Origin of the sequence: Fictibacillus solisalsi (assembly GCF_900103485.1) — a bacterium.
Taxonomy (GTDB): Bacteria; Bacillota; Bacilli; order Bacillales; family Fictibacillaceae; genus Fictibacillus_C; species Fictibacillus_C solisalsi.
This window is the reverse complement of the sequence record NZ_FNHW01000001.1, coordinates 3,231,941-3,257,648: the sequence shown is the minus strand read 5'-3', so window position 1 is coordinate 3,257,648 and position 25,708 is coordinate 3,231,941. Positions and strand designations below refer to the sequence as shown.

General features: G+C 43.8%; 29 protein-coding genes and 2 pseudogenes. 16 read left to right on the top strand and 15 right to left on the bottom strand.

Annotation, left to right across the window (positions count from 1 at the left end):
- Position 1 precedes the first annotated feature (1 nt).
- Both BLT53_RS16420 and BLT53_RS16415 read right to left on the bottom strand, forming a co-directional pair.
- Positions 2-1,171: an MFS transporter gene (locus BLT53_RS16420; protein WP_090236322.1), complete on the bottom strand. Its 1,170-nt coding sequence runs from the start codon at positions 1,169-1,171 to the stop codon at positions 2-4.
- Between the two features lie 271 nt (positions 1,172-1,442).
- Positions 1,443-2,564, bottom strand: a complete 1,122-nt coding sequence (locus BLT53_RS16415; RefSeq protein ID WP_090236320.1) for an alpha/beta hydrolase — start codon at positions 2,562-2,564, stop codon at positions 1,443-1,445.
- 154 nt (positions 2,565-2,718) lie between these two features.
- On the opposite strand from BLT53_RS16415, the gene BLT53_RS16410 reads away from it, so the two are divergent.
- Positions 2,719-3,612: a LysR family transcriptional regulator gene (locus BLT53_RS16410; RefSeq protein WP_090236319.1), complete on the top strand. Its 894-nt coding sequence runs from the start codon at positions 2,719-2,721 to the stop codon at positions 3,610-3,612.
- Between the two features lie 106 nt (positions 3,613-3,718).
- On the opposite strand, the gene BLT53_RS25150 is transcribed toward BLT53_RS16410, so the two are convergent.
- Entirely contained in the window at positions 3,719-3,874 is a 156-nt protein-coding gene (locus BLT53_RS25150; RefSeq protein WP_164988954.1) for a hypothetical protein, read from the bottom strand.
- A gap of 455 nt (positions 3,875-4,329) precedes the next feature.
- Positions 4,330-5,682, bottom strand: a complete 1,353-nt coding sequence (gene dsdA, locus BLT53_RS16405; RefSeq protein WP_425284692.1) for a D-serine ammonia-lyase — start codon at positions 5,680-5,682, stop codon at positions 4,330-4,332.
- 163 nt (positions 5,683-5,845) lie between these two features.
- Between dsdA and BLT53_RS16400 the strand changes: the two genes are divergently transcribed.
- The 4 genes and pseudogenes from BLT53_RS16400 to BLT53_RS16385 all read left to right on the top strand — a co-directional run.
- A complete protein-coding gene (locus tag BLT53_RS16400; RefSeq protein WP_090236315.1) occupies positions 5,846-6,391 on the top strand; it encodes a cupin domain-containing protein in 546 nt (181 codons plus the stop codon).
- A 258-nt stretch (positions 6,392-6,649) separates the two neighbouring features.
- Positions 6,650-7,540 (top strand): putative RNA methyltransferase, encoded by an 891-nt coding sequence (locus BLT53_RS16395; protein ID WP_244520440.1) that lies wholly within the window; start codon positions 6,650-6,652, stop codon positions 7,538-7,540.
- A 386-nt stretch (positions 7,541-7,926) separates the two neighbouring features.
- Positions 7,927-8,367, top strand: a complete 441-nt coding sequence (locus BLT53_RS16390; RefSeq protein WP_090236311.1) for an NUDIX domain-containing protein — start codon at positions 7,927-7,929, stop codon at positions 8,365-8,367.
- Between the two features lie 175 nt (positions 8,368-8,542).
- Positions 8,543-8,740 (top strand): annotated as a pseudogene (locus tag BLT53_RS16385) (KGG domain-containing protein); the annotation flags it as partial.
- 140 nt (positions 8,741-8,880) lie between these two features.
- On the opposite strand, the gene BLT53_RS16380 reads toward BLT53_RS16385, so the two are convergent.
- The 4 genes from BLT53_RS16380 to BLT53_RS16365 all read right to left on the bottom strand — a co-directional run bounded on the left by BLT53_RS16380 (position 8,881) and on the right by BLT53_RS16365 (position 11,880).
- Entirely contained in the window at positions 8,881-9,333 is a 453-nt protein-coding gene (locus tag BLT53_RS16380) for a VOC family protein (protein WP_090236308.1), read from the bottom strand.
- 453 nt (positions 9,334-9,786) lie between these two features.
- Positions 9,787-10,134, bottom strand: coding sequence for a VOC family protein (locus BLT53_RS16375; RefSeq protein ID WP_090236307.1), 348 nt, complete (start codon positions 10,132-10,134; stop codon positions 9,787-9,789).
- A 220-nt stretch (positions 10,135-10,354) separates the two neighbouring features.
- Positions 10,355-10,858, bottom strand: a complete 504-nt coding sequence (locus tag BLT53_RS16370; RefSeq protein ID WP_244520439.1) for a P-loop nucleotide/nucleoside kinase family protein — start codon at positions 10,856-10,858, stop codon at positions 10,355-10,357.
- Positions 10,855-11,880, bottom strand: a complete 1,026-nt coding sequence (locus BLT53_RS16365; RefSeq protein ID WP_090236305.1) for a substrate-binding domain-containing protein — start codon at positions 11,878-11,880, stop codon at positions 10,855-10,857. Before BLT53_RS16365 ends, BLT53_RS16370 begins: the two co-directional genes overlap by 4 nt.
- 310 nt (positions 11,881-12,190) lie before the next feature.
- Between BLT53_RS16365 and BLT53_RS16360 the strand changes: the two genes are divergently transcribed.
- The 5 genes from BLT53_RS16360 to BLT53_RS16340 are packed head-to-tail and all read left to right on the top strand — an operon-like array spanning position 12,191 to position 17,247.
- On the top strand, positions 12,191-13,510 hold the full coding sequence (locus BLT53_RS16360; protein WP_090236950.1) for an ABC transporter substrate-binding protein: 1,320 nt from the start codon (positions 12,191-12,193) through the stop codon (positions 13,508-13,510).
- Positions 13,510-14,391, top strand: coding sequence for a carbohydrate ABC transporter permease (locus BLT53_RS16355; protein WP_090236300.1), 882 nt, complete (start codon positions 13,510-13,512; stop codon positions 14,389-14,391). The genes BLT53_RS16360 and BLT53_RS16355 overlap by 1 nt, the downstream gene beginning before the upstream one ends.
- Positions 14,378-15,208: a carbohydrate ABC transporter permease gene (locus BLT53_RS16350; RefSeq protein ID WP_090236299.1), complete on the top strand. Its 831-nt coding sequence runs from the start codon at positions 14,378-14,380 to the stop codon at positions 15,206-15,208. Before BLT53_RS16355 ends, BLT53_RS16350 begins: the two co-directional genes overlap by 14 nt.
- Before the next feature lie 14 nt (positions 15,209-15,222).
- Positions 15,223-16,164 (top strand): MTP-1 family protein, encoded by a 942-nt coding sequence (locus BLT53_RS16345; RefSeq protein WP_090236298.1) that lies wholly within the window; start codon positions 15,223-15,225, stop codon positions 16,162-16,164.
- A 12-nt stretch (positions 16,165-16,176) separates the two neighbouring features.
- A complete protein-coding gene (locus tag BLT53_RS16340) occupies positions 16,177-17,247 on the top strand; it encodes a BtaManbiosPhlase (RefSeq protein ID WP_090236296.1) in 1,071 nt (356 codons plus the stop codon).
- A gap of 519 nt (positions 17,248-17,766) precedes the next feature.
- Here BLT53_RS16340 and BLT53_RS25470 read toward each other — a convergent pair.
- Positions 17,767-18,549, bottom strand: a complete 783-nt coding sequence (locus tag BLT53_RS25470) for a hypothetical protein (protein WP_244520437.1) — start codon at positions 18,547-18,549, stop codon at positions 17,767-17,769.
- A gap of 322 nt (positions 18,550-18,871) precedes the next feature.
- Here BLT53_RS25470 and BLT53_RS16330 point away from each other — a divergent pair, with 322 nt between their 5' ends.
- The 4 genes from BLT53_RS16330 to BLT53_RS16315 are packed head-to-tail and all read left to right on the top strand — an operon-like array spanning position 18,872 to position 21,626.
- Entirely contained in the window at positions 18,872-19,201 is a 330-nt protein-coding gene (locus BLT53_RS16330) for a PadR family transcriptional regulator (protein WP_090236295.1), read from the top strand.
- 13 nt (positions 19,202-19,214) lie between these two features.
- Positions 19,215-20,078 (top strand): pentapeptide repeat-containing protein, encoded by an 864-nt coding sequence (locus BLT53_RS16325; RefSeq protein WP_090236294.1) that lies wholly within the window; start codon positions 19,215-19,217, stop codon positions 20,076-20,078.
- A gap of 25 nt (positions 20,079-20,103) precedes the next feature.
- Positions 20,104-20,871 carry an ABC transporter ATP-binding protein gene (locus BLT53_RS16320; RefSeq protein WP_090236292.1) on the top strand — a complete coding sequence of 256 codons (768 nt, stop codon included), beginning with the start codon at positions 20,104-20,106 and terminating at the stop codon, positions 20,869-20,871.
- Positions 20,868-21,626 (top strand): ABC transporter permease, encoded by a 759-nt coding sequence (locus BLT53_RS16315; RefSeq protein ID WP_090236290.1) that lies wholly within the window; start codon positions 20,868-20,870, stop codon positions 21,624-21,626. The genes BLT53_RS16320 and BLT53_RS16315 overlap by 4 nt, the downstream gene beginning before the upstream one ends.
- A gap of 26 nt (positions 21,627-21,652) precedes the next feature.
- On the opposite strand, the gene BLT53_RS16310 is transcribed toward BLT53_RS16315, so the two are convergent.
- From BLT53_RS16310 to BLT53_RS16295, 4 genes are read right to left on the bottom strand one after another with little or no spacing between them, the layout of a single operon-like run.
- Complete coding sequence (locus BLT53_RS16310) at positions 21,653-21,943, bottom strand: hypothetical protein (RefSeq protein WP_090236289.1); 291 nt, start codon at positions 21,941-21,943, stop codon at positions 21,653-21,655.
- A gap of 52 nt (positions 21,944-21,995) precedes the next feature.
- Positions 21,996-22,490, bottom strand: coding sequence for a DinB family protein (locus BLT53_RS16305; RefSeq protein ID WP_090236287.1), 495 nt, complete (start codon positions 22,488-22,490; stop codon positions 21,996-21,998).
- 44 nt (positions 22,491-22,534) lie between these two features.
- A complete protein-coding gene (locus tag BLT53_RS16300; protein ID WP_090236285.1) occupies positions 22,535-23,083 on the bottom strand; it encodes an NADPH-dependent FMN reductase in 549 nt (182 codons plus the stop codon).
- A gap of 33 nt (positions 23,084-23,116) precedes the next feature.
- A complete protein-coding gene (locus tag BLT53_RS16295; RefSeq protein ID WP_090236283.1) occupies positions 23,117-23,590 on the bottom strand; it encodes a VOC family protein in 474 nt (157 codons plus the stop codon).
- A gap of 154 nt (positions 23,591-23,744) precedes the next feature.
- Here BLT53_RS16295 and BLT53_RS16290 point away from each other — a divergent pair, with 154 nt between their 5' ends.
- Entirely contained in the window at positions 23,745-24,107 is a 363-nt protein-coding gene (locus tag BLT53_RS16290; protein WP_090236282.1) for a hypothetical protein, read from the top strand.
- Positions 24,108-24,207: 100 nt separating this feature from the next.
- Positions 24,208-24,585 (top strand): RidA family protein, encoded by a 378-nt coding sequence (locus tag BLT53_RS16285; protein ID WP_090236280.1) that lies wholly within the window; start codon positions 24,208-24,210, stop codon positions 24,583-24,585.
- Between the two features lie 155 nt (positions 24,586-24,740).
- Here BLT53_RS16285 and BLT53_RS16280 read toward each other — a convergent pair whose 3' ends face one another.
- On the bottom strand, positions 24,741-25,238 hold the full coding sequence (locus tag BLT53_RS16280; protein ID WP_090236278.1) for a hypothetical protein: 498 nt from the start codon (positions 25,236-25,238) through the stop codon (positions 24,741-24,743).
- A gap of 196 nt (positions 25,239-25,434) precedes the next feature.
- Positions 25,435-25,662 (bottom strand): annotated as a pseudogene (locus BLT53_RS16275) (VOC family protein); the annotation flags it as partial.
- Positions 25,663-25,708: the final 46 nt, after the last annotated feature.

Genomic DNA, 25,708 nt, shown 5'->3' with positions numbered 1-25,708 from the left:
CTTATCTAGAAAGTTGCTGTGCAGGAGTATTCAAATAGTTTCTAAACATAATAAATACCAAACTTAATGCCAGAGATAGTAATCCCACTAATACCACGTATGGTGTACCTAATTGAGAAATAAACACTCCTCCTGCAGCTGTACCAATTGTTGTTCCTAAGTTAACGGAGGATAAAAATAATCCATTTGCGAAATCAGGTGCTTCTGGAGCTGCAGACGTAATCCAGTATTGATTAATATTACCCCCTATTCCTGCTAATACTCCCCAAACTAAAGTAATGATCGCCATAGGCCATGTAAACTGTCCTAATAAGAATAAGAGGATGTAAACGGCTCCCAATGCAAAAGGAAAAGATACGACAGATTTGATGGCATCCTTAGTAAGTAACCTGCCTGCTGCAATATTTCCAATAATATTAGCTCCCCCGAAAATAACTAACATTAAACTAATAGATTTCCCGGAGATTTGCGTAACGGTTTTAAGAAATTCAGCAAGGTAACTATATACCCCGAATATTGCGGAATTTAATAAAAGGACAGCAACGATGGACAGCCAGGTAATTGGTTTTTTTAATACGGATAATTGAGCTCCGTAAGAGAGTCTTTCTTTAACAGGCATGGAAGGGAAAAAGATTAGTGTAGCAATAAATACAATCGCGTTTACTACTGCGAAAAATGCCATGGATATTTCGAACGAAATGGTACCAGCAAGATAACTTGCGATAGGGACGCCGAGTACCATGCCGGCAGATACACCAATAAAAACTTTTGAAACAGCTTTTGGAGCTTCTTCCCTGCCAACAGAGCTGGCAGCCATTGTAAAAGCTGCTGAAAAATAGATGGGGTGAAAAATAGCTGGAATCACACGCGCAATAATGGCGATGGCAAAGCTTGATGTAAATATAGACACAATGTTAAATAGAACAAAAATACCAAGTACAAGTAACATTGCCTTCTTGCGATTGATCCCCGAAAATAATAACGGCATCGTCGGACCAGATACAGCAACAACAAGGGCAAAAAGACTCACCAGCAGCCCTGCTTTTGATACACTGACATGAAAGTGATCTGCAATGTAGGGTAAGATCCCGATAACGCCCATTTCAGTATTTATGATGCCAAAAGCCCCAAGGATCAATATGAATACAAGTAAATGATTTCTTTTAGTCAAAAAAGCAACTCCTGTCTTAAATCATTTGCAATGTTCAGTAGATAACTAATCGTTTTATCAATAACTGCTGAAGAGGAGTATTTAGCAGGACTCCGGTGTTATTCTAAAGCCTATCTAAGCGTTTCTTAATAGCTGAATCTACAACTGCAAACAATTCATTTGTAACCTTCACTAATGTGATTTATCCTATTCGGAAAAAAGTGTGGACCCCGACTAGAAAACCGGGATTCACACAGTGGGTTTTACTGAAGTAATATTGGCACCTTATGCTCTACTTTTTCTTCAAATTTTCTTTAAAGAAAGCCCCGAGCTTGTCAAAAGGGATTAAATTCACACGGTCGTACAGATCCACATGACCTGCGCCAGGAACAAGGTACAGTTCTTTTGGTTCGCCCGCCAGCTTGTAGGCGTCTTCGCTGAACTCCCTGGAATGAGCGTTTTCACCCGTGACGAAAAGCATCGGGCGGGGAGAAATCGTTTCTATGTCTTCGAACGGATAAAAATTTATGAATTTAACGTTACTGGTAAGCGTAGGATGTGTGGTCAGTTCGGGTGACGAGCCCTTCGGAGTGAATTCACCTCTTGGAGTGCGGTAGAAATCATAAAACTCACGCTCAATCGCTGTAGAGTTTTCAGTAAGTTCATGTACCGTTCCGCTGGTGTATTTGGTTTTACCCCCTGTGAACTCCACATAGCGTTGTTCCGCTGCTTCTTCGAGAATCTTCTTTCGCTGCTCAAGGGTCTGCGAGTGGTTAAGTCCGTTACGGTTGGCGGCACCCATGTCATACATACTGACGGTCGCGATGGCTTTAATGCGCGGGTCGATCTTGGCTGCACTGATGGCAAAGCTCCCGCTGCCGCAAATTCCCAGAACGCCAATCCGATCCCTGTCAACAAACGGCCGGGTACCCAGAAAATCCACCGCAGCACTGAAATCCTCGGCATAGATATCGGGCGAAACAGCGTTGCGAGGCTGACCCTCACTCTCTCCCCAGAAAGACAAATCCAAGGACAAAGTAACGAATCCCTTTTCAGCCATTTTTTGTGCATACAGATTTGCACTTTGTTCCTTTACTGCGCCCATAGGATGCCCGACAATGATGGCGGGGTTTTTCGTTTTCTTCTTCAACCCTTTGGGAGTAAAAAGATTCCCTGCAACCTTCATGTTGTATTGATTGTTAAACGTAACCTTTTTCTTGTTTACCTTTTTGCTCTTGTAAAAGTTATCCGCTCCATTGGACATGTCTGGCTTGTATCCATCGTCAGTCTTGGTTGGGACGTCATTGCGGTTTGTGGAAGCAGCGTCAACGCCCATCCTGGATGTGCCCAGGGATAAAAGCAGGCCCAGTGCTATTACTGTGATTACACTGGTGAAAATAGACTTTTTGTTCATTTTAAATCCCCTTCCCATGTGTTAATAACCTACTTTGTTGTTTATTCTAGCTGTGCTTTATACATATAACAAATACCTATATCTAATATCACATTATGCCTTGTGAGCATTTCAAAAAGGGGTATACTAGAACATAATGAAGGAGGAGTGCAGCGTGGAATTTAGAGTATTGCGTTATTTTCTTGCTGTGGCAAGAGAGGGGAGCATCACGGGTGCTGCTGATTTTTTGCATCTTACACAGCCAACCTTATCCAGGCAATTAAAAGACCTTGAACAAGAGTTAGGGAAAAAGCTATTTATTCGCAGTAGTCACCGTGTCATTCTTACAGATGAAGGTATGCTCCTGCGAAAAAGAGCAGAAGAAATCGTGGATATGGTTGATAAATTAGAGGCAGAATTCCGTTCCATGGAAGAAACCATTAGTGGTGATGTTTACATAGGTGGCGGGGAAACAGACGCAATGAAACAGATTGCACATGCAGTAAAAGATTTGCAGTTAAGTTATCCGAATATAAGGTATCACCTCTACAGCGGAAACGAGGATGATGTAACTGAGCGGCTGGACAAGGGATTGCTGGACTTCGGTATTTTAATCCAACCAGCTGATTTATCAAAATACAATTATATCGATATCCCAGCCAAGGATGTTTGGGGTGTGGTTATGAGAAAAGACAGTCCTCTTGCTTTGAAAAATACCATTCAGGCAGTCGATTTAGTAAATGTTCCATTAATCTGTTCACGACAGGCTATCAAACAGACATTTTCTACAAATGAATTTGCGGACTGGTTTGGGGAAGATTTTGATAAATTAAGCATTGTGACGACTTACAATCTTGCCTATAATGCAGCCATTATGGTTGAGGAGGGCATTGGGTATGCAATAACCCTAGATAAAATAGTGAATACATCTAGCGACAGTAACCTTTGTTTCAGACCGCTGGAGCCAAAACTTGAATCTGGTTTAAATCTTGTGTGGAAAAAGCATCAGGTTTTTTCTGCAGCAACTGAAATGTTTTTAAACGTGATACAGGCGAGATTTTCAAATTAGTTATCAGATGTATAAGCCCGCAAACGTATAAACATCAAGGAACCACCAGATGACGTCCAATTTTGGAAACAGCTCAGAAAAATAAAAAACCACTCAGAGTGGTTTTTTAATCGCGCATTGCTCCTGCCTCTCGGGAAGTCATTGCGCCTTGTCCTTCGCTTACATCTTTTTGAATTTCTTGTTTCACTTTTTGGGCATCAGTTCCAGAGAATTCTGGTTTCATTGAACCTGAGTTCCCTTTAGCTTGTTGATCCTGTTGCATAGAATTCCTCCTTAAATTTTTGTTTAACAATCTTATTATTTACAAAAAAACCGTGTAAATCCCAAAGTTTTGCAAAACCATGAATATCCGGTTGACCACCTGAGATTCCGGTTCGATTTAGAGAAGCACAACTTTTCATTTATTTCAGATTGCGAATTTGAGTATCCACCAGGTAACATAACTCATTGCGCAACTGGTGTTTGGACATAAGTAAATAATGATTGGGGTTTTCTTCAACACTCGGGTGCTTATGTTAAAGAATATGGGGGCGCCGCCCTCCCCAGAGTACCATTGGCATGGATGATAACCACACAGGCTGGCATCGTCTTAGGTGTAATAATGGGGATGGTTATCTTGATGGTGCTGCACGATAGTTGAGGATTAGGGCTGTCATTGCGGCAGCTTTTTCTTATGGAGTTAACGGCAGGATAGTTTAATAAAAAACACAGGGTCAACTAACCCCGTGTTAAATTTAATCCTTTTTGATAATAGTGCATCATCATTTCTTCAGGAACCATATTTCCGCCAGTCCCCCAGATAATGTGGGTAGCTTTACTCATTTTTTCCGTTAAATTATGCTTTCGTAAATAATCGGTTCCTTCTTTACTTAATTTAATTGGTCCTATCATGCCTGCCAGTGCTGAAGGTTCTAAATGAATTCCCTCTGTATCAATTAGTTCCTTTAATAACTTATACAACTGTTCATCGCTAACCGTATAATTCCCACTTAGAAACGGTTCTATGGTTTTACCCACAAATCCAGATGGTCTTCCAACAGCAAGTCCATCAGCATCTGTTACATTATCAATCCCGATATCTTGTACGGAAATTTTATCATGAAGTCCAGTCATTAAACCAAGTAACATACATGGCGAGTGGGTCGGTTCTGCAAAGAAACAGTGAACATGTTCTTGATACAATAACTTCAATCCAAAAGCTATACCGCCGGGACCACCGCCTACTCCGCATGGAAGGTAAACAAACAAAGGATGATTTTCATCAATGGTTATCTTTAACTCTTCTAATTGTTTTTTTAATCGAGATGCTGCTACTGCGTATCCTAAAAATAGATCATTAGAATTTTCATCATCTACAAAATAACATGCAGGATCCGCATCTGCTTGGAGACGACCTTCCTCTACTGCTTTACTATAATCCGATTCATATTCAATTACATTCACATTTTTGTTTCGAAGTAAGTCCTTTTTCCATTGTTTTGCATCAGCCGACATATGAACGGTCACATTAAATCCTAACTTTGCACTCATTATGCCTATGCTAAGTCCTAAATTTCCAGTCGAGCCTACTGCGATTGAATAGTGTGAGAAGAATGTCCGAAACCTGTCACTATCTAAAATGGAATAGTCGTCTTGTATCGTCAACAATTGATGTTGAAGAGCTAATTCTTCTGCATGTTTGAGAACTTCATAAATCCCGCCTCTTGCTTTTATAGACCCTGATATAGGAAGGTGACTATCACACTTAAGCAATAATTCACCCAGTATAGGTTGTTGATAATTGTGCTCTAAGGATTGTTTCATGGAAGGAATTCGTCTTAAAGGAGATTCTATTATCCCATTCATCTTTTTTGTTTCCGGGAAAACTTTGGCAATGTATGGAGCGAAGCGTTTCAGCCTTTCCTCTGCATCCCTTACATCCTCTTGAGTAAGGGGGGATTTTTTAATTCCTGTTTTAAACTCTTCAATATTTGGATTTAACCAAAATATTTCCTTCATTGAAATGAGTTGGTTTAGTAAAGGATAGTGTTCTTTCCATGTTTCTAGTTCTCTAAATTCAATATCTTTCACTTTATTACGCCTCCTCATTGACTTGATTATATTCACCGAAACCAAGTAAAGTATAATTTAATAAATGTTAAATACAGTTTAACACGAACAACTTCAATTGTTAATTCATATTTAATTTTGTTAAATTATAATTAACAATTTACATTTCAAGGGGTGCATACGAATGGAAGAAATAGATATTGGTAAAAAGGTTGAAAAATATAGGAAAGCTAAAGACTTAAGTATTAGAGAATTGGCTAAGTTATCTGAAATAACGCCTTCCATGTTGAGCCAAATCGAACGTGGCTTAGCAAACCCCTCTATTCAGACGATTAAAGTTTTAGCAAAGTCCCTGGACGTTCCTACATTTAGTTTTTTTATTGAAGAAATAAACACGGTCGATTTAGTGGTTAGGTCTGATCACCGAAAGAAAATGGTTATTGAAAACTTATCTTATGAGCTCATTTCGCCTGATTTTACTGGGAATCTGGCAACAGCTATTATGAATTTTCCACCGAATACTGCTTCATCTGAGAAACAGCTGGAGCATAAGGGAGAAGAAGTCGCTTATGTATTAAAGGGGAAAATTAAAGTATTTTTAGATGATGAAGAATACATATTGGAACCTGGTGATAGTGTAAAAATACCAGCACAAATGAAGCATAAATGGGAAAATCATTTTAATGAACATGCTGCCATACTTTTTTCAGTGACTCCGCCAGTTTTTTAGTTTCTTTTTTGAACAAACGGGGCAGGTGAGTTAATAAAAAGGCTGTAATTTTATTTACAATCTTGATAGTATTATTTTAAGGGTTTAATCCTATTTCTAAGGAGTTACTATCATGATTATACAATTCATTCGCTTTAGATAGAAAAGGGTATAGACTGCTTTCAAATCCAAACTCGTATTTTTTTTGAAAATATGATGAGGGTTTATTTGTCTATGCCTTTTTCATTTATCTAAAAACGAATGAATGAGGTGGCTTCTTTGTTACAAGAGAGCAAAAGAATAAAGAGTGCAAATTATGTAAGCAATTATGAAGCTATTTTTGCTTGCCCTATTTGTCATTCGACTATGAAGGTTATTCAATCAAAAAGTTTAATCTGCTCAAAGCATCATACGTTTGATTTTGCCAAGCAAGGTTACATTAACTTTACTTCTCACTCGATAAAAACAAAATACGGCAAGGAACTTTTTGAGGCACGAAGAAAACTTATTACAGAAGGTTCCTTTTATAAACCGTTAAGCCATGCAATTGCAAAGGTTATAAATGAACATGTTGGTGAGAAAAAAGAAACAATAACTATACTTGATACGGGGTGTGGCGAGGGTTCACATCTTTCCACTATTTGCGATACTGTTAGTTCTGATTTTTTCAAAAGTGTAGTTGGAGTAGGAATCGATCTTTCTAAAGAAGGCATCTTGTCAGCTTCTAAGAATTATTCTGATAAGATTTGGGCCGTGGCTGACCTTGCAAACACACCATATAAGGATAAACAGTTTGATGTCATTCTTAATATCTTATCTCCCTCAAATTATGTTGAATTTAATAGATTGTTAAAATCAGATGGTTTATTAATTAAAATTGTACCTCAAAATGGTTATTTAAAGGAGCTACGGGAATACCTTTTTCATAAACCTGAAAAACAAAGTTATTCTAATGCAGAGACTGTGGAGAGATTTAATGAGAACTTCCAGTTGGCAGATTCCTTTAGGTTAAGTTATACATTGAACCTTAACAAATCTTTAATTCAGTTGTTGGTTCAGATGACTCCTTTAACTTGGACAGCAACAGAGCAACGAGTAAAATCTTTTCTTAATAAGGATTCTGCTCAAATAACTGTTGATTTAGAGATTTTAATCGGAAAAAGACAATAAAAATAAAAGATGAAACAAAAAGGCAGTCTCATGTTGAGGCTGCCTTTTTGTGATTGTTTGTAAACCAACGGATGCGTTAGTTGCAGGTCATTCGGCTGCTTATACTGATGCGATTGTTCAATAAGAGCAATCGCTTTTCTTGTTCCGCTTCTAGTGAAAGAACATCTTTCATCTTCTATGTATTGGTTGTAAAATAAATATGAACTGGAAAATTGTAGCTAGGGTTCCGCTATCTATGTAGGTCAGTGACCAAGGGCTATATCTTTTACCATATGTAAAAGGCACCTATTGACATAAAAGGTCCGAGGGGAAAAGTTCAGCGTATTTGTTATGCGTTGAAAACTTTTACCTCGGGCCTTTTTTATTATTTTAAGGAGGTTTATTGTATGAATAAAATTGATGATTTAAAAGCTGGGGTTGCAGTCATTCTTTTAAATGAGGAAAACCAAGTCTTGTTACAGAAAAGGGCAGATGTAGGACTATGGGGTATTCCTTCAGGACATATAGAAATAGGGGAAACCGTTTCAGAGGCAGCTATTCGGGAAGTAAAAGAGGAAACGAATTTAGATATAAGAATTAAAAAGCTTATTGGTGTGTACTCTGACCCAAGTTCACAGGTATTTACTTATCCAAATGGTAAAGCAGTGCATTTTATAACAACTTGTTTTCTTGCTGAAATTATTGGAGGAGAACTGCGGTGTAATTCTTCTGAGTCTCTAGAAATTAAATTTTTTGAACAGCAGAACCTCCCTCAAGACTTATTGAAAATGCATCCCCGATGGTTAAAAGATGCCCTTGCGAATCGAAAATCGGCATACATTCGTTAGTAAAATTCGTATTGAAGTAATGGGTGCAATAGTTGAGGTTTAGGGCATGCGTAATGTCCATGCTCAGGATAGTTTTGGTAATTTAACCATGGAGGTTTAAAAGTGATGCAGAAGGGAACTGCTTTACTATAGCCAAGATCAAACTTGAGCATTTTAGAAAGGGAGATGAATAAACATGGCTACGAATAATAGAAATGGAATGAGCAGGGAAGAAGCTGGAAGAAAAGGCGGAGAAGCTACATCCAAAAATCATGATAAAGAGTTTTACCAGGAAATTGGTGAAAAGGGTGGAGAGGCCACCTCTAAAAATCATGATAAGGAATTTTACGAGGAAATTGGAAAAAAGGGCGGAGAAGCCCGTAATCATAACAACAAGTAGCGTAATGATAAAAAACCTGATCTTCTTACTGGAGATCAGGTTTTTTGGTTATCAGAAACACGCTAAGAAAGAATGAATGATCATCCGTGGTATCCACGAAACACTACTCGGATAAATCGGAAAACCGCACTTCCTTATTTGTTACCGAGTTGTTCCGCCAAGCCGATTAGAAGTCCTTCGGTTCCACGAATGTAGCAGAGCCGGTACGAGTCCTCGTACTGAACCACTTCGCCAACGAGCTCGGCACCATACTTAGTGAGTCTGGATACCATTTCGTCAATGTCTTCAACGGTGAACATGACGCGTAGATATCCGAGGGCGTTAACAGGAGCCGTCCGGTGATCTGTTATAGCAGGTGGCGTGAGAAACCGAGAAAGTTCAAGCCGGCTGTGGCCATCTGGGGTAACCATCATAGCAATCTCTACGCACTGTGAACCTAATCCGGTTACGCGACCAGCCCATTCACCTTCGACAGTGGCTCGCCCTTCGAGCTTCAAGCCAATCTCCTCGAAGAAAGAGATGGCGTCATCAAGGGATTCTACAACGATGCCGACATTGTCCATCCTTAGTAATTTGTTATTTGCCATAGTTTCACCCTCCTCGCGTGTGAAAATTAACATCTTGTTAACGAACAACACACTTCGTAAACTCTTTACTTTTGAAATATTCGCGAACCTTATTTCGTGAATGCCATCATTTAAATAATTTTCAAAGATTCGATACCGTAGTTGCTATTCGATGAATTCGACTTCCCCCCAAATATTCCTGCCCTGTATATCATTAAAAGGTCCATTATTGAAAGAGGAAAGATTAAATTAACGGGTAGCATTACTTTAATAAAAACGATTCTATGATATAGATAAAATAAAGGTAGAGGCGTGCGAAAACTTTGCCAGTTCGTCATTTTCAATTTTGTACCTCAAAACGGAACCCTTTAGTAAAATTCACACGCTTTTTTATTCAACACGAGGTGCGTTCGTACCCACATCGATTTGAGATAAAAAGGACCTCATATCCACCGGATCATGAGGTCCTGCACACTATTTCTCCCAAAGCTCGACCAGTCGGCCGTCAGGATCTTTAATCCAGATGAACTTTCCATATTCACTCATCTCTTTTTTCTTCTCGAGAGGGACACCAAGAAGTTCAAGATGATTCAGCATCTCGTCCAGGTTATGTACTTGAAAATTCAACATCACTTGTTGTTCTGTTGGAAAATAACTGTCATCCTCGGTAAAGAAGGAAAAGATGGTCTCAGTTCCTGATTCGGGTGTAATCATCGTCCCATTCCAATTTTCCAGATCCAGCTTCAACACTTCACCGTACCACTTTTTCGTAGCTTCCAGATTCTTCGTTCTCCAAAATATTCCGCCGAAACCTTTAATCATCGTATCTGACCCCTCTCTGTCAACTTGTACGAGTTCATTATAACCCAGCCATTATGATAATCTTGGTAAATTGCACAAAAAAAGAAACTCATCTAAGGCCGATGAGTTTCTCAATTATAATTTCACTTTAAAAAATTACGTCCCTTAAGCAAATCCCTCTCCAATTTCACTGTATTGCCGCCAGTTTAAAATCTCTAAAAAATATTATTAATGTGCTAAGTTAAAGCCTGAATTCATGAAAACGGTTCTGCAATTCCAATAAAATCTCTTTTGGTGACTTGTTCGTGGTGTCATATAGATAAGGCCGATTGGCGGGGTCATTCTGCAGCTGCCTCAGTAAAATCAGCGACCGGTCAATCAGGTCCACATCTCCCCGTTCCTGCAGCCGCTGCACAAGGACATCCTCATCGGCACGCAGCACAACATAATAAAGCTCAATATCATACCCGGAAAGCTCCCGGCAAAACCACTCCAGCTCATCCTCCACGACATAATCCAGGACGATATTCAACCCATGATCAAGAAAATTGCGCGTGATGGAGAGGGTGTTTTGCCAGACGATGGACAGCTGCTCATCCCAGGACGGCTGATCCCTGCCGATAAACATCGAATGGATGTCATCCCCATGAACGAGGACCACTTTTTCCATATTCTCAGCGAGCATCTTGGTGATCGTCGATTTACCCACCCCGCACGGTCCGGAAAAAATGTAAATCTGATTCACGAGTTCGACCTCGCTTTTGCGGTTGACTCCCGCACAAGTAGTTCGGTTGGAAGGAGCAGTTCGATGATCGGCTCGTCCCGGTGCTGCATGCGCCAGGTAAGCTGCTCGACTGCTTTACGGCCGTACAGATCAAGGTCGATGTTCATGGTGGTGATTTTAGGGGTGGTCAGCCGGGAGAGCATACCGTTGTCAAAACTAACCACCGACGCCGCGTCCGGTACAGAGATGCCGTGCTGCTGCAGGGCGGATCGTACGAAAAAGCCAAACCCGTCGTTAACACAGAACCAGGCGGTCGGCTGCACATCAAGCCCCTGAACCAGTGCATTCACATCCCGTTCATCTTCATCTATCGAACTAAAAACAAACTCACCCTTCCGCTCGATCCCATGCTCGGCAAGCGCCAAGTCATAGCCCTCCAACCGCTCCTGATAGCTCGGGGAAAGTTTCGCGTTTCCGACATACGCGATGTCCCGGTGGCCAAGCTCAAGCAAGTGCTTGACCGCCGTATAGGCGCCGAACCGGTTATTCGTTAAAATGGCGTCTGCGTGAATGAGGGGGTGGTGATGGTCGATCATGACGGTCGGAATACCGGTTTCAATCACCGCATTCGTGTACGCGTTGCTGATGTGGGAAAGAATAAGCACGCCATCCACTTTTCCCTCGGCGATAAAGGATGGAAGCACGAGGTTGTCACGTGACTCCGTGTTCACTGACTGAATGAGCAGGTTCATGCCGCGTGCTGTCACTTCTTTTTCTATGCTCAGGTAGATTTCACCGAAAAAGCTTTTCAGCGAAAAAGCATAGTCCGACGCAATCAAGCCGATCGTGCCGGTTCCCCGGCTGACAGAATCCATCGAGAGGGTCTGCTTTCTCACTCGATAGCCCAGCTCCTGAGCTTTTTGTTCAATTCGTTTCCGGGTGGCATCACTTACGCCCGGCTTTCCGGACAGAGCCTGGGAAACGGAGTTTTTCGATATATTCAATGCATCTGCGATATCCTGCATGGATACTTTTTTGGCCATAGGGTCTCAAACCTTTCAATGGATAATGACAATCGTAATTTTGTCACGTTACAAAATAATCATAACCTAATTAGAGAAACTGGTAAACAACTATTCATAAAAATCATCCATAAGACTCACGTGAAAAAAAGTTGACAGAACTTTTGTAATCATGTAAAACTGTAATTGTAAGGTTAATAATCACATTACAAAGTGACAAATAGGATAAAATGTAATGTTTTCCAGCAAGGAAGAGGAAAGGCGCTGGATTTTTTTCTACCATTGAATGATAGCGCTATCAAAAAACGTATTGGGGGATATTGTGATGAAAATGAAAAAGGCAGCATCACTTTTGCTTGGAGCGTCAGTATTGGCTGGTTCACTTGCGGGCTGTTCAACCGGAAACCCGGCGAGCGAGGATTCGACGTCCAAGAACGGAACGACCACGATTGAATTCTGGGCTGCGCCAAACCCGCCGCAGCAAGCCTACTGGAAGGAAACTGCTAAAGCGTTTGAAAAGGATCACCCGAAAATCAAGATCAAGGTGAGCCCGATCAAGGAAAGCCCAACATCCGAAGCAAGCATCCAGTCCGCCATCGCGGGTAAGGAAGCGCCAACCATGTCGGAAAACATTAACCGCGGATTTGCCGCACAGCTGGCAGAAAGTAAGGCGATCGAGCCGCTGAACAAGATGGCAGGGTACGACGATATCCTGAAGTCCCGTAATATGAGCAACACGATCAAAGGCTGGAAGTTCTCTGACGGCAACCAGTACGTATTGCCGATCTACTCCAACGCGATGCTGTTTGGCTGGAGACTTGATATCCTGAAAAAGCTGGGGGTTAACGAGCCGCCAAAAACATACAGTGAAGTGCTTGATGTAACCAAGAAACTGAAAGCGAAATACCCGGACAAATATTTGTGGGCAAAGCCTGATCTTGCTGATCCAACCGCATGGAAGCGCTGGTTTGACTTCTTCATGCTGTATGACGCAGCATCTGGCGGCAACAAGTTCATTGAAGGAAACAAGCTGGTTGCGGATGACAAAGCCGGTGTGGATGTGCTGAACTTTATGGACAACATCCGCAAGGAAAAAGGAATCCTGACCAAGCAATCCAAGGATCCGTTTGAAACAGGTCTTGGCATTTTTACCGACATCGGACCATGGACCCTTCAATACTGGGAAGAGAAGTTCCCTGAAATGAAATACAATGAAACCTTTGCATTTTCTACGCCACCGGTTCCGGATGGCACGGATACAAAAAATGTGTCTACGTTTGCGGATACAAAAGGTCTTGTCATCTATTCCTCCGCTCCTGAAAATGAGAAAAAAGCAGCGATGGAATTCATCAAGTGGGTGTACTCAAAACCTGAAAATGACGTGAAGTGGATGGAGAAAACGAACCTTCCGCCAGCACGTGACGATTTGGCAACGAACGACGCGTTCAAAGTGATCTATGAGAAGAATCCTGCGCTGAAGCCATATGCCGAAGCCATTCCGAACGCAGTGCCGTCCATTGATAATGCGAAATACAATGAGCTTCAAACGTACATTGGCCAATATGCCGTGAACCCAGTCGTAAAAGGAGAAGTACAGCCGAAGAAAGGCTGGGAAAAGATGAAAGAGGCCATTGAGGGGGATCTCAAGTAATGAGAGCCAAAAATAACAACGGAATGGGCTGGCTATTTGCCAGTCCTTACCTTTTATACGGGCTGATTTTCTTTCTCATCCCGCTCGGCTGGTCGTTTTATCTCTCGATCACCGACTGGAACCTGATCGCTCCCGTTTTTCATCATGTTGGGATAGATAACTTCATCAAAGCACTGAAAAGCCCAGGCGTTCATGCGGCCTTTTTCGTTACGTTCAAATTCATGATCGTCTTTGTTCCGATGGTAATCGCCTCATCCTTGATCGTCGCGCTTGTCGTACACGGCCTGCCGCGCTTTAAAGGATTGTTCCTGATCGGCTTCTTCCTGCCGTATCTTGCATCAGGCGTTGTATCGTCCTTTATCGTGAAAGGATTTCTTTCCTACAACAGCCCGGTGAACACTTTCCTAAGAGGGCAGTTCGGACTTGACATCAACTGGCTCGGCACACCATTGTCCGCCTTGCTTCTTGTCGCGGTCATTATCGCCTGGAAATTTACCGGTTATTACGCGCTCATCTTAACGTCCGGCTTTGAATCGATTAACCAGGAAATTTACGAAGCAGCTGCCATTGACGGTGTTAACGGCTGGCAGCGCTTTTGGAAAATTACCCTGCCGCTATTGTATCCAGCATTGTTCACGACCTTGATTCTTTCGATTGGCGTAACCTTCGGGATTTTTACCGAGGTGTACCAGCTGACAGGCGGTGGACCGAACTTTGGGACCAACACGTGGCAGATGGAAATCTACAAGCAGGCATTCCAGAACCTGTCCGCCGGCTATGCTTCTGCCGTTGCCTTGATCGCATCGGTCGTGACGTTCATCTCGATTTTTATCATTCGAAAATTCTTGGAAATGTGGGGGAAACGAAATGGCTGGACATAAGAAAAAATCACTCACCATCCGCTATATAATCGCGTTCCTTCTGCTATTGATTATGGTGTTTCCGTACCTGTACATGGTGCTCAACTCCTTTGCGGACTGGAGCCAGGTGGACCGCAAGCTGATCCCGACGAGCTTCACGCTTCATTCGTATGAATGGCTCTTGAGCGGCGGGCAGTCCGCCGAACCGCGTCCGTGGATCCGGGCCTTCTTCAACAGCCTGATCGTATCGACCGGTTCAACCGTTTTAATGATGGTTACAGGTGTGGTCGTTGCTTATGCGCTTGCCAAGCTGCAGTTCCGCGGCCGTAACTTTTTGAACAACGCCATCCTGTTTCAGATGTTTTTCCCGGCGATCATTCTGCTTGTGCCGACGTTTCTGATCATCCAGCGGCTGGGTATGTATGATTCCTACTGGGGGATGATTCTTCCAAAAGCATTGAGCTTGTGGGCCGTCTTCATGTATACGAACTTCTTCCGGGCCATTCCCGATACCTTTATTGAAGCGGCAAAACTGGACGGGGCCTCCGATTGGCAGATCATTTTCCGAATCATTCTGCCGATGTCCAAATCCATCACGATCGTCGTTTTCCTGTTCTTGTTCATGGAACGCTGGACCGAGCTCCTGTGGGATATGATTGTCGTCAAAAGTGACAACATGCTGACGCTGAACGTTCTTTTATCACAAATGTTTGGTCCGTACGGCGGCTATCCGGGACCGATGTATGCGGCATCCGTGATCCTGACCGTGCCGATTATCATTCTGTTCTTGTTCTTTGCCAAGCAGTTTAAGGAAGGTATGCAATTTACACTGAAATAAGGAAGGTGAACCCTTTGAAATTAACGAAAACCGATGTGAAAACGTGCAGCGGGCTGCTGAACCAATACAAAAAAAAGGACAAGCCGGGTCTGCCGGAAAAGCTGACGTTTGAAGGCGTGGGAAACCATGACGTCTACAACATCACAGCACCATTTGAAGATGACGGCCAGCTCGTGATCGCCGGACGGGTGGAAGCCCGTGACAGCGAGCAGTCCGAGGTTCATTTCTTCATCCAATCAGGAGATACATGGGTGCCAAGAGAGGGAGCACCGGTCCTGAAGCTGCAGGATCCGTTTTTTACCCATATCGCAGGCGAGCTTGTTCTCGGCGGCGTGCAGACCTTTCCTCATCCTGCCATTGAAAACGCCCTTGGCTGGCGCACCGTTTTTTATAAAGGCAGCAGAATCAAGGACCTGAAGGAGTTTTTCAAGGGGCCGGACGGCATGAAGGATCTTCGGATCGCGGAGCTGCTTAATGGTTCGATTGCGATTTTTACACGGCCGCAGGGCGAAAAAGGCGGAAGAGGGAAGATCGGGTTTACGACTGTTCCTTCACTTAATGATTTGAGCATGGAAGTGATCGACAATGCGCCATTGCTCCAAAATCAGTTCATTGACGACGAGTGGGGAGGGGCGAACGAGCTTCATGTCCTCTCCAGCGGGCGGATTGGTGTGCTCGGCCATATCGCAAGCTTTGATGAACAGGGCGACCGCCATTACTATCCGATGCGCTTTATTGTGGATCCGAAAACCGGTGAGCATTCAGACATCGAGCTCATCGCTGTACGAAATGACTTTTTGCCGGGAGAAACGAAGCGTCCCGACCTGGTCGATGTGGTGTTCAGTGGCGGATTGGTACGAAAAGAAGACGGAACAGCCGATTTGTATGCCGGGATCTCGGACGCCGAGGCCCATAAACTGACGATTCAAGATCCGTTCCTACCCTATGAGAGATAAGGAGACTGCAGTATGAACGTATATCGATATGAAGAGAATCCCTTAGTAACACCTGGTGATGTTAAACCTCACCGAGATGATTTTGAAGTGATCGGTGCATTTAACGCAGGAATCGCCCAATACAAGGATGAAGTCATCATGCTGCTTCGAGTGGCAGAGCGGCCGTTAAGTGACGATCCTGCTGTTGTGAAGGCGCCTGTTTTTAACACAGAAAAGAATGAACTTGAAATTCTTGAGTTCGATCCATCTGATGGGCACTACGACTTTGACGACCCGCGGACGATCCGGAAAAGCGGGGACCTGAGCCGGTTCGCGTATCTTACGTCCCTGTCCTACTTGAGGATTGCCCGAAGCAAGGACGGCCGTAACTTTACGATCGATCCCGAGCCATTCTACTATCCAACGAACGAGCTCGAGTCGTTTGGCATCGAGGACCCGCGCATCACACAGATCGGAGATACGTACTATATCTATTTCAGTGCCGTTTCACCGGTTGGTGTGGGAGAGTCGATGATTTCGACAAAAGACTTTCAAAGCATCGAACATCACGGCATGATCTTTGCGCCGGAAAACAAGGACGTACTGATCTTCCCGGAAAAAGTGAACGGCAAATATTACGCGCTTCACCGCCCGGTGCCAAAAAGCACGGGCGCGCCGGAAATCTGGATTGGAGAATCTCCGGACCTGCTTCATTGGGGAAATCATAAATATTTACTCGGACTGCGCGACGGCATGTGGGACGACGGCCGCATCGGCGGGGGAGCTGTGCCGATCAAGACGGATAAAGGCTGGCTGGAACTCTACCACGGCGCCAGCAAGGACAACCGCTACTGCATGGGCGCTGTACTCCTTGATCTGAACGATCCGACCAAGGTTATTGCCCGCTCGGAAACTCCGATTCTCGAGCCTGAAGCAGACTATGAAGTGAACGGCTTCTTCGGGAATGTCGTATTCTCATGTGGAGCGCTGGTTGATGGGGATACGGTGAGAATGTACTACGGCGTGTCAGATACATCGATGGCATGTGCGGAATTGAGTTTGAATGAGATTTTGGAATCATTAGTATCATTAGTTGAAGCATAAGGAAGGAACAGCCCGCTGATCAGGGCTGTTCCTTTTACAATTTGCGTTAAAATTGTAATGAACAGCACATAGAGAAGAATGGAGGGGGTTAGAATGGAACTCTTCGAAATCAAAAGCAAAAAAATGAACATACATACTTTTCACCAGCGTTGACGGCATAAAAGGTAAAATCTTATCATTTATGGCTGCATAGTCGTTCTGTTGTGGCGGGAAAGAACAGAAGAAGAGTGCAGATTGACCTGCACTCTTCTTTTTGAGCGGTTTTTTCGCTTCCACAATTTAACTTACTCTTGAAATCAGCTCTTTTATTCTCAAAAATATACGACTTATTCTCAAAAACCATTTATTTACTCTCAAAAAGTCCTCTTTTATTCTCAAATGGTTAATGCCTATTGGATTTCGATAAATTTCGCTACAATCTTTTTCCGTTATAATAAAGCAACAAACTTTTAGCCTCGTCGTTATACGGGATTTGCATCGTTGGATTGTTTTCAGTTAATATCTTCTTTTAGTCAGAGGTTATCGAATCGGTGTTAACTTCACGGTGGCTTCGGTTTGAATCGTATAGTCCTCATCGGCTTCGAATGTATAAGATGGGTTTCCGTTGCTGCCTAGAATCGTATTCACTTCTAAGCCGCCGCCATAATCCCATACCACAAAGTTGCTTCCGGATCCTACTGGTGTCGCCAAATAGCGGCCAGCCGGGAGGTCTTTTCCTACAGTATATTTACCAGCCTGAAGAATTTTTGGTGCGCCTTTCGCTTTTTGCACCTGCCCAGTTAATGAAGCTAGTTCACTTTTTTTGCTCTTTAGTTCGGATTGCAGATCTTTTAACTTGGCTTTTACGTCATCCATTTCGCTGTTAATGCTTGATATCTTTTCATCCGCTTTCGTACGAGCGTCTTTAAGCTGCTGCTCAAGTTTACCGCGGCCATTTTTTAATTCAGTGTCCAACGTTCCTTTGGTGTCTTTCAGCTGGTCTTTTGTATTCTTTAGTTCATTCTCCACTTGCTCCCGGCTAGCTATAAGGGCAGCCACTTTATCCTTTTCCTCTTGCTTTGATGAAATGTCCTTTTTCAGAGCATCTAACTCGCCTTGTAATTTCTCGGACTCATTCTTCTGTTTGTCGATCTGTTTTTCAAGGGCAATGGAATCCAGCTTGCGCTCATTCAGGGATACTTTTGCTCCCCATGATCCCCAAACCACACCGATCAGCAGAATAATAATTGCCCCAGCAATAATCCCCGCGACTTTTACTGCTTTCGTCCACTTTGATTGAGGTTTCGCTCGTTCCAATTCCATGTAACGACCTCCCGATTAGCAATTATTTTCTTTGCTGAAGAATAGGTATGATGTACCTATGTTATACTATCGTCTTTTTACATAATTTAGGACTTATTCCTAAAGGAACATCATTTGCAAAAACAAAAAAGCCTCTACCTGATACTCCAATGAGGAGAGGGTAGAGGCTTTTTTTATGGTCCAAAACCACGGCTGTTGCTGATTTTTAAAGTAGGTGGTAAATATATGCACGTATTATTTTCTCATCCATAGTATATAAATTATAATATTACCTTGACAGTCACAGTACTTCATTGCATAATGCAGATATGGAGGTAATTTTATGAGCGAGAACAAAATCACATCCGACCTGCTGCGCGGCCATACCGATACGATGATTTTACGGCTTCTGTCCGAAGCGGATCGTTATGGGTACGAAATTGTGAAGTTGATTGCTGAAAGGTCGGACGGCAATTATGAGTTAAAGGAAGCCACGATGTACTCCAGCCTTCGCCGGCTTGAAGCTGACGGCGATGTGGAGTGGTACTGGGGCGATGGATCTCAGGGAGGACGGCGTAAGTATTTTAAGATTACCGAAAAGGGAAAAGCGACTCACGCCAGCAACATAAGCAATTGGGAGTACGCAAAACAAGTATTAGAAAAATTATTATAAGGAGACGTGACGTATGAACGAAAAATTAAATCAATACGTAAATGGCGTTTTTGCACCCTATAACGGGGTGAAAAGTGTGGATGAATTACAGGCGGATCTGCTGTCTGATCTGCAGGAGCGGTTCAACGAACTGAAAAAAGAGGGCAAGGATGATGAAACAGCCTTAGAGATGACGATTGACAGCATTGGTGATATCGAACAAACGGTACAGGAGGTTGCCAACCTCACCCGCTCATTGGAGCGCCAGGTGCTGACCAACCTCAGCTCAAGCGACTTAACAAATAGTGACTTTGCAGGGGTTACGGCACACAAAGGAAAATTTGCGGGAAGCTCCTTGCACGGCTCCGACTTTTCCAGCTCAGACCTGACCGGCAGCTCATTTAAATCAAGCGATGTGCGTGAAGCCAATTTCGACAACGCTAATCTGACAGACTGCACCTTCTCCACCTTAGACCTTTCCAATTCAAGCTTCAACCATTCCATCCTTGTGCGCACAACCTTCAGTAAGTCGTCGCTCGCCGGCGTCACATTCAGAGATATCACCATGACTGATGTAAAGATGACTATGACCGACCTTAGCAAAACCACCTTTGAAAATTGTACCTTTGACGGCGTAGATTTCACCAATTCTTCATTGGAAGGATTGAATCTGGATCATCAAACCTTTATCGGCGTCAAATTTGATAAGGCCGGGCTGAAAGATGTTACGTTTAAAGGCGCAACCCTCAAGAATGTATCCTTCAAAGGACCGGCTTTGTCCAAGAGATTTTACCGTGCCATCAAGACGATCTGCTTTGACGATGCACGAATGGATAAACTGACCTATGCCGCGCTTAAAGGACTGGAAGCTGATTTATCCAAGGTAACGGTTATTTAAAGGATTAGAAGAGGAGGAGAAGAATATGCAAAACCCGTCCATTCAGGTAAAAGGTTTGCAAAAGTCCTATAAGAAGCTTCAGGTCCTAAAGGGTGTAGATTTTGAGGTGGAAAAGGGCAGTATTTTCGCCCTGCTTGGCTCCAATGGAGCGGGCAAGACGACCATTGTCAGAATTCTGTCTACGCTGTTTAAACCGGATAGCGGAACGGCTTCCATAAACAGTTTCGATGTTGTATCAGACCCTGAAAATGTAAGGCAATCGATCAGCCTGACCGGGCAATTCGCCGCCGTGGATGAGGTGTTGACCGGGCGGGAAAATCTGATCATGATGGCCAAACTGCGGCATCTTAAACAACCTCGCCAAGTGGCGGATGAACTGCTGGAACGCTTCGGTTTGGCCGATGCCGCTGACCGGAGGGCGTCTACTTATTCAGGCGGCATGCGCCGCAGGCTCGACATTGCGATGAGCCTTATTGGCAAACCGCAGATTATTTTCCTCGACGAACCGACGACCGGGCTGGACCCCGAAGCGCGGATCGAGGTTTGGAAGGTCGTCAAAGAACTGGCTGACAGTGGGACGACGGTATTCCTGACCACCCAGTACTTGGAGGAGGCGGAACAGCTTGCCGATCAAATTGCCATTCTGCATGAGGGCAGGGTGATTGCCAGCGGTACGCTCCAGGAACTGAAAAAGCTATTCCCGCCTGCAAAAGTGGAATATGTGGAAAAACAGCCTTCATTGGAAGAGATCTTCCTCACGATCATCAATAAAAAGGAGGAAAAGTTGGGATGAATAAACATTTCTTCAGTGACATGGGAGTTATGGTTGGGCGTTCGATGCGCCATATTTCCCGCAGTATGGATACCATCATCACGGTAACGATTACGCCGATTGCACTATTGCTGCTGTTCGTCTATGTGTTTGGCGGTGCGATTCAAACCGGTACGGGTAATTATGTGAACTACTTGATGCCAGGCATCCTGCTGATCGCGATTGCGAGTGGTATCTCTTATACGGCTTACCGGCTGTTTCTGGATAAGTCAAAGGGAATATTTGAACGATTCCACTCCATGCCCATTGCGCGTTCCACCGTCCTGTGGGGGCACGTGCTCACCTCTCTCGTATCCAATGCCCTTTCTGTTGTCATCATCATACTTGTAGCGCTCATCATGGGCTTTCGCTCATCAGCCGGGGTGCTGTCATGGCTCGCTGTAGCCGGTATTATTGCACTGTTTACCCTCGCCCTCACTTGGATTGCAGCAATTGCCGGACTGTCCGCAAAATCGGTGGACGGTGTAAGCGCCTTTTCCTATCCTTTGATCTTCCTGCCGTTTATCAGTTCAGCGTTTGTACCAACCGAGTCAATGCCGTCAGCAGTCCGCGCCTTTGCCGAAAATCAGCCCGTCACCTCAATCGTGGAATCCATCCGTGCGCTGCTGTCAAACCAGCCAGTGGGAAATGAGATATGGATTGCGTTAGCCTGGTGCATTGGAATTATAATCGTGGCTTATTTCTTTGCCATGAGGGCGTATAAAGCGCGGGTATGAAGGTTCAAATGGAAAAATAGGAAACCCTAATCATCAGGGTTTCCTAGGCTTTTTTTCCGGTTTATCAGGTATTTAACAAAAGCGACAATCGCCACACCAGCTGTAATGCCCCAGGTCAGGAAAAAGGCCAGACCGAGCCCGATGTTTGCATCTGCATTCGGATGCTTGTAATCATCATACAGAGCATAGGCGAGAGGGAACGCCGAAACGAACAAAGCCAAATACAATAGAAGGCTTTTCGAAAACGTTCGGTTCCTGATGGCCCCATGCAACGCGATAAATGATACCGCAAGTAAAAGAAACGTAAGGATAGCCATGGAGATTCCTCCTGATCCTTAAAAATACATACTCCTTATTTTACGAGGAGATTTACTCTTTCATGCCTTGATTGGCCGCTGTGCTGCTCAGTTTTTTCAGCACCTTGATCCGGTCCAGGTGCATGCCTTCATGATATAAATTACAGCTCAAAAACTCTTCGACCGTGGACATATAAAGCCCCTGAGATGTGGTATAGTCTTCCGCTGTCTTTTCCTTCAAACGGCCGCTGAATGTGGCCTCGATCCGGTCTATCTGACCTTCCAGCAGGTTTCGGATTTCAGATAGACGGACCGGCATCTTTTGTCCGTTTTCCGGTTTGGTGCCCGGGTTGAAAAGCGACGGAAACATCTCGGGCATGACCCATTCTTCTTTAGCAAAATAAAACGCATTTCTCTCCAAAATGTTATAAATGTGCCCCAGGTTCCACTTGATGTTGTTGTTGAAACCTTCCGGAATGATCTCAGACTGCTCGTCACTCAGACCTTCCACGAGTTTCAGTGTATTTCCCCTGACAAAGCGAAGCTGTGTAAACAGGTAGTTGCTCATTGCTTTTCCTCCTTAAAGTTAGCTTTGGATAAAACAGTATACATCTACTTGATCTCTTGAAACAGGGCGTTCAACAGGTTCTCAATGTGAACCTTCAATTCTGCATCTTTTATTTCTCCGTCTTCACCTAACTTTTTATTGATAAAAGGGACCGTCAATGTACCCCCTTCAACCACTGATGCACCCATCATTTTAAGTGTACCCAGAAGAGAAGCGAAAGCGGCAGCACCTCCATCGGGATGTGGAGAGGCACAAATGACAGCCACCGGTTTGTTGACGAGTTCCCCGGAGGACACCACCCAATCCAGTGCGTTTTTCAAGCAGCCCGGAACTCCTTTGGCGTATTCGGGTGTGCAGATGAGTACACCATCCGCCTCCTTGAGAAGTCTGCGCCACTGCGCAACAGGTGTGTTCATTTCATTACCATCTAAATCCGGATTAAAATGGGGGAGCTGGGCCATTTCATGATCATTTAAAATGGTAGCCTGTAATGGAACCATTGAAAGAACAGAACGCAATAATGCTGAATTTAGTGATTTCTCCCTTAAGCTTCCGGATATGGCCAAGATCTTATAAGGCCGAACAGTATTCACGTAACACCTCCCTGAAAGGTTGCCCCACTACTTTTACTTGTCATTCTCCAGCAATTCAAAAATAATCTTCAAATCCTTGAAGGTATCCATGTACGCGTACCGGCCGCCTGTATACTCTCCCTTTTGGAGGAGGGACATGTTTTGGCCTTCCATGAGCATCACTTTTTCTTTCATGCCTTCGACCACAAATGCGATATGATGCGGACCTTCTCCATGCTCGTCAAGGTACTCCCGCCAGGTGCTCGGTTTCTCATCCGGCTGAATCAGTTCCAGCTGCAGGGACCCCATGTCAAAAAAGGCCAGCATGGCGCGTGCTTCAGACGGCTTGCCCCTGTATTCCGTCTGGGCAATGTCAGCACGATCCGTCCAGTTGCACGGCGGCTTTTCCACGCCAAAAAAGTCGGCGTACGCCTGTGCCGTTTTTTCAATGTCATGAACGAGAATCCCTATTTGCGTAATCACGTTCGTCCCCAAAATGCTAGCTGGTGATTGCGTTTGATTTGGCATGCGAATTCGCTCCCTTATGAAATTTATGTAACACCTGTATATTCCATAGAAAGCCTTTGAATCCCCCTTTGAACAGAGCAAAAATATACGATTGCTACATACCATGAACTATGTAACAATGGATTTCCTGAAAAGAAAGGGAGGCAGGAGAGAAATGAAGATCGTTAGCGAAGAAATTCAATTATTGTCTATTGAATCCCTAAAGTCCACTCTTCGTAAGCTTGAAAATGCTTATAAAAGGATGACCGAGAACCATTCCAATACAACCCTTGTCAAAAAGAGGCGTGATGCCGTAAAAATTGGGTTAGACAGCCTGGAGAATGCTTGGCATGGGACGGAATTCTCATATGATGAAGAAGCCATTCGATCTGCCAAACTAAATCTTCAAAGTTTACTTCCTTCGATCCAAAAACAGTATGTGAAAGCAAAAGAGGGCAGTGCCCAAAAGACGATCATTGAAAGGCGGATAACCGCTATTGAACTGGCAATAGAGGCTTTAGAGAAGTCACACGACTAACGATTGATGGTTTAGCCCTTACAATCAATTTGTACGGGTCTATCATTCAAAAAGGAATTATGCACCTGTTTTTTCTTTATATCTAAAGGAGGAGTTTTATATGCCGAGAAAGGCTTTTAATGCACCCGGAGCTGTTGCTGTTGGTCCTTACTCCCATGCAATTGAAACAGGAGATTTACTATTTTTATCTGGGCAAACACCTGTAGACTCACAGACTGGAAAGCTTGTTGAAGGTGATATTGTTGAACAGACCAATCAGTGTTTTAAGAATCTTTTCAATGTATTGGAAGCAGCAGGTTTAACACCTGATCATGTGGAAAAAGTGAATGTATTCCTAACAGATATGAATAATTTCACAGCAATGAATGAAGTGTATTCTAAACAATTTTCTGAGCCATATCCTGCTCGTACAACGATAGGTGTGTTATCCCTGCCTCTTGGTGCACAGGTTGAAATCGAGATGATAGCTAGAAGGTAAAACTCAGGCAGAAAGAGCTCTATTAAACGAGCTTGAGCCTTATGGTCAATGTCATTCCGCCAGATAATCACTCCTAACTATGTACATAGGAACAGGCCGGAAACCCGGCCCGGTCCTATTTCTGCTTATTCACTTCCGTAACGACCAATGTCGGATTACGAAAATAAGCTCACTTCCGCTTCCTTAACGACCAATGTCGGATCGCGGTAATAAGCTGCTGGGCCACCAACAACAATAGGACGTACGGAGATGACGTCATTGGCATTAAGGTTTAAAGTAATGGTCTTGGATTCTTCAGAAGCAGTTGGCTCTTCTCCCTGCTCTTTAAAGAAACTGAAAAGTGAGGCATCGGCCATCACTTCGTTAATGAATATTGAATATTGGACAAATACGCGGCTGGTGTTAATAAACTCATTGGTTAGCGAGATAGTGACGTCGTAAGCGCCAGGAGTCTTTACTGTGATGGTATCGTCATCCGGATTGGCAATCATGCCGTATGTCGGGCCAGCAGCCACGAAATCCACATTGACTCCCGTCAGGGCTTGGGTTAAATCGGCTGGTGTGCCATTCAGCGACCCGTAGATTTTGCTTTGTAAATGCCTAAAGCCCTTCCAACTGCCTTTTGGCTTTTTTGCCTTAATCATTTTGCGCATTAGATGAATAATCCCCCTTGAATAAAATGTACCCGCAGTACACTGCCGTGCAGGAACACTACTACTATATGCGAGAGGATAAAAAGGGCTTGGACGAAACTCTGGTAAACAGAAAAAGATCGTGTTTCTAATCTTCCACTAGCTATGGAAAACCGTATAAGCCATAGGAAAAAGCGTACAAGATTTCCCTGCACGCTTACCTTTCATACAGCTCCAGCGGCAAACCGTCCGGATCATTGAAAAACGTAAACCTTTTTCCGGTCTATTTATCCACCCGGACGGGCTCCACCGAAATGCCGTGTTTCTGCAAATGTTCGACCGCTTCGTCAATATCCTCCACCTCAAACGCCAGATGCCGGAGCCCGCGGGCTTCCGGGTAGCTTGGACGCTCTGGGGGATTAGGGAAGGAAAACAGTACAATCCTTTCAAATTAAAACCACCCCAAATATTTTTATAAACACTACCTTCAA

Excerpts from the sequence above, each read along its gene's own strand:
- BLT53_RS16415 (WP_090236320.1), bottom strand. The coding sequence starts at position 2,564 with ATGAACAAAAAGTCTATTTTCACCAGTGTAATCACAGTAATAGCACTG.
- BLT53_RS25150 (WP_164988954.1), bottom strand. The coding sequence starts at position 3,874 with ATGCAACAGGATCAACAAGCTAAAGGGAACTCAGGTTCAATGAAACCA.
- BLT53_RS16400 (WP_090236315.1), top strand. The coding sequence starts at position 5,846 with ATGGAAGAAATAGATATTGGTAAAAAGGTTGAAAAATATAGGAAAGCT.
- BLT53_RS16390 (WP_090236311.1), top strand. The coding sequence starts at position 7,927 with ATGAATAAAATTGATGATTTAAAAGCTGGGGTTGCAGTCATTCTTTTA.
- BLT53_RS16380 (WP_090236308.1), bottom strand. The coding sequence starts at position 9,333 with ATGGCAAATAACAAATTACTAAGGATGGACAATGTCGGCATCGTTGTA.
- BLT53_RS16375 (WP_090236307.1), bottom strand. The coding sequence starts at position 10,134 with ATGATTAAAGGTTTCGGCGGAATATTTTGGAGAACGAAGAATCTGGAA.
- BLT53_RS16365 (WP_090236305.1), bottom strand. The coding sequence starts at position 11,880 with ATGGCCAAAAAAGTATCCATGCAGGATATCGCAGATGCATTGAATATA.
- BLT53_RS16360 (WP_090236950.1), top strand. The coding sequence starts at position 12,191 with ATGAAAAAGGCAGCATCACTTTTGCTTGGAGCGTCAGTATTGGCTGGT.
- BLT53_RS16355 (WP_090236300.1), top strand. The coding sequence starts at position 13,510 with ATGAGAGCCAAAAATAACAACGGAATGGGCTGGCTATTTGCCAGTCCT.
- BLT53_RS16350 (WP_090236299.1), top strand. The coding sequence starts at position 14,378 with ATGGCTGGACATAAGAAAAAATCACTCACCATCCGCTATATAATCGCG.
- BLT53_RS16340 (WP_090236296.1), top strand. The coding sequence starts at position 16,177 with ATGAACGTATATCGATATGAAGAGAATCCCTTAGTAACACCTGGTGAT.
- BLT53_RS25470 (WP_244520437.1), bottom strand. The coding sequence starts at position 18,549 with ATGGAATTGGAACGAGCGAAACCTCAATCAAAGTGGACGAAAGCAGTA.
- BLT53_RS16330 (WP_090236295.1), top strand. The coding sequence starts at position 18,872 with ATGAGCGAGAACAAAATCACATCCGACCTGCTGCGCGGCCATACCGAT.
- BLT53_RS16325 (WP_090236294.1), top strand. The coding sequence starts at position 19,215 with ATGAACGAAAAATTAAATCAATACGTAAATGGCGTTTTTGCACCCTAT.
- BLT53_RS16320 (WP_090236292.1), top strand. The coding sequence starts at position 20,104 with ATGCAAAACCCGTCCATTCAGGTAAAAGGTTTGCAAAAGTCCTATAAG.
- BLT53_RS16315 (WP_090236290.1), top strand. The coding sequence starts at position 20,868 with ATGAATAAACATTTCTTCAGTGACATGGGAGTTATGGTTGGGCGTTCG.
- BLT53_RS16310 (WP_090236289.1), bottom strand. The coding sequence starts at position 21,943 with ATGGCTATCCTTACGTTTCTTTTACTTGCGGTATCATTTATCGCGTTG.
- BLT53_RS16305 (WP_090236287.1), bottom strand. The coding sequence starts at position 22,490 with ATGAGCAACTACCTGTTTACACAGCTTCGCTTTGTCAGGGGAAATACA.
- BLT53_RS16295 (WP_090236283.1), bottom strand. The coding sequence starts at position 23,590 with ATGCCAAATCAAACGCAATCACCAGCTAGCATTTTGGGGACGAACGTG.
- BLT53_RS16290 (WP_090236282.1), top strand. The coding sequence starts at position 23,745 with ATGAAGATCGTTAGCGAAGAAATTCAATTATTGTCTATTGAATCCCTA.
- BLT53_RS16285 (WP_090236280.1), top strand. The coding sequence starts at position 24,208 with ATGCCGAGAAAGGCTTTTAATGCACCCGGAGCTGTTGCTGTTGGTCCT.
- BLT53_RS16280 (WP_090236278.1), bottom strand. The coding sequence starts at position 25,238 with ATGCGCAAAATGATTAAGGCAAAAAAGCCAAAAGGCAGTTGGAAGGGC.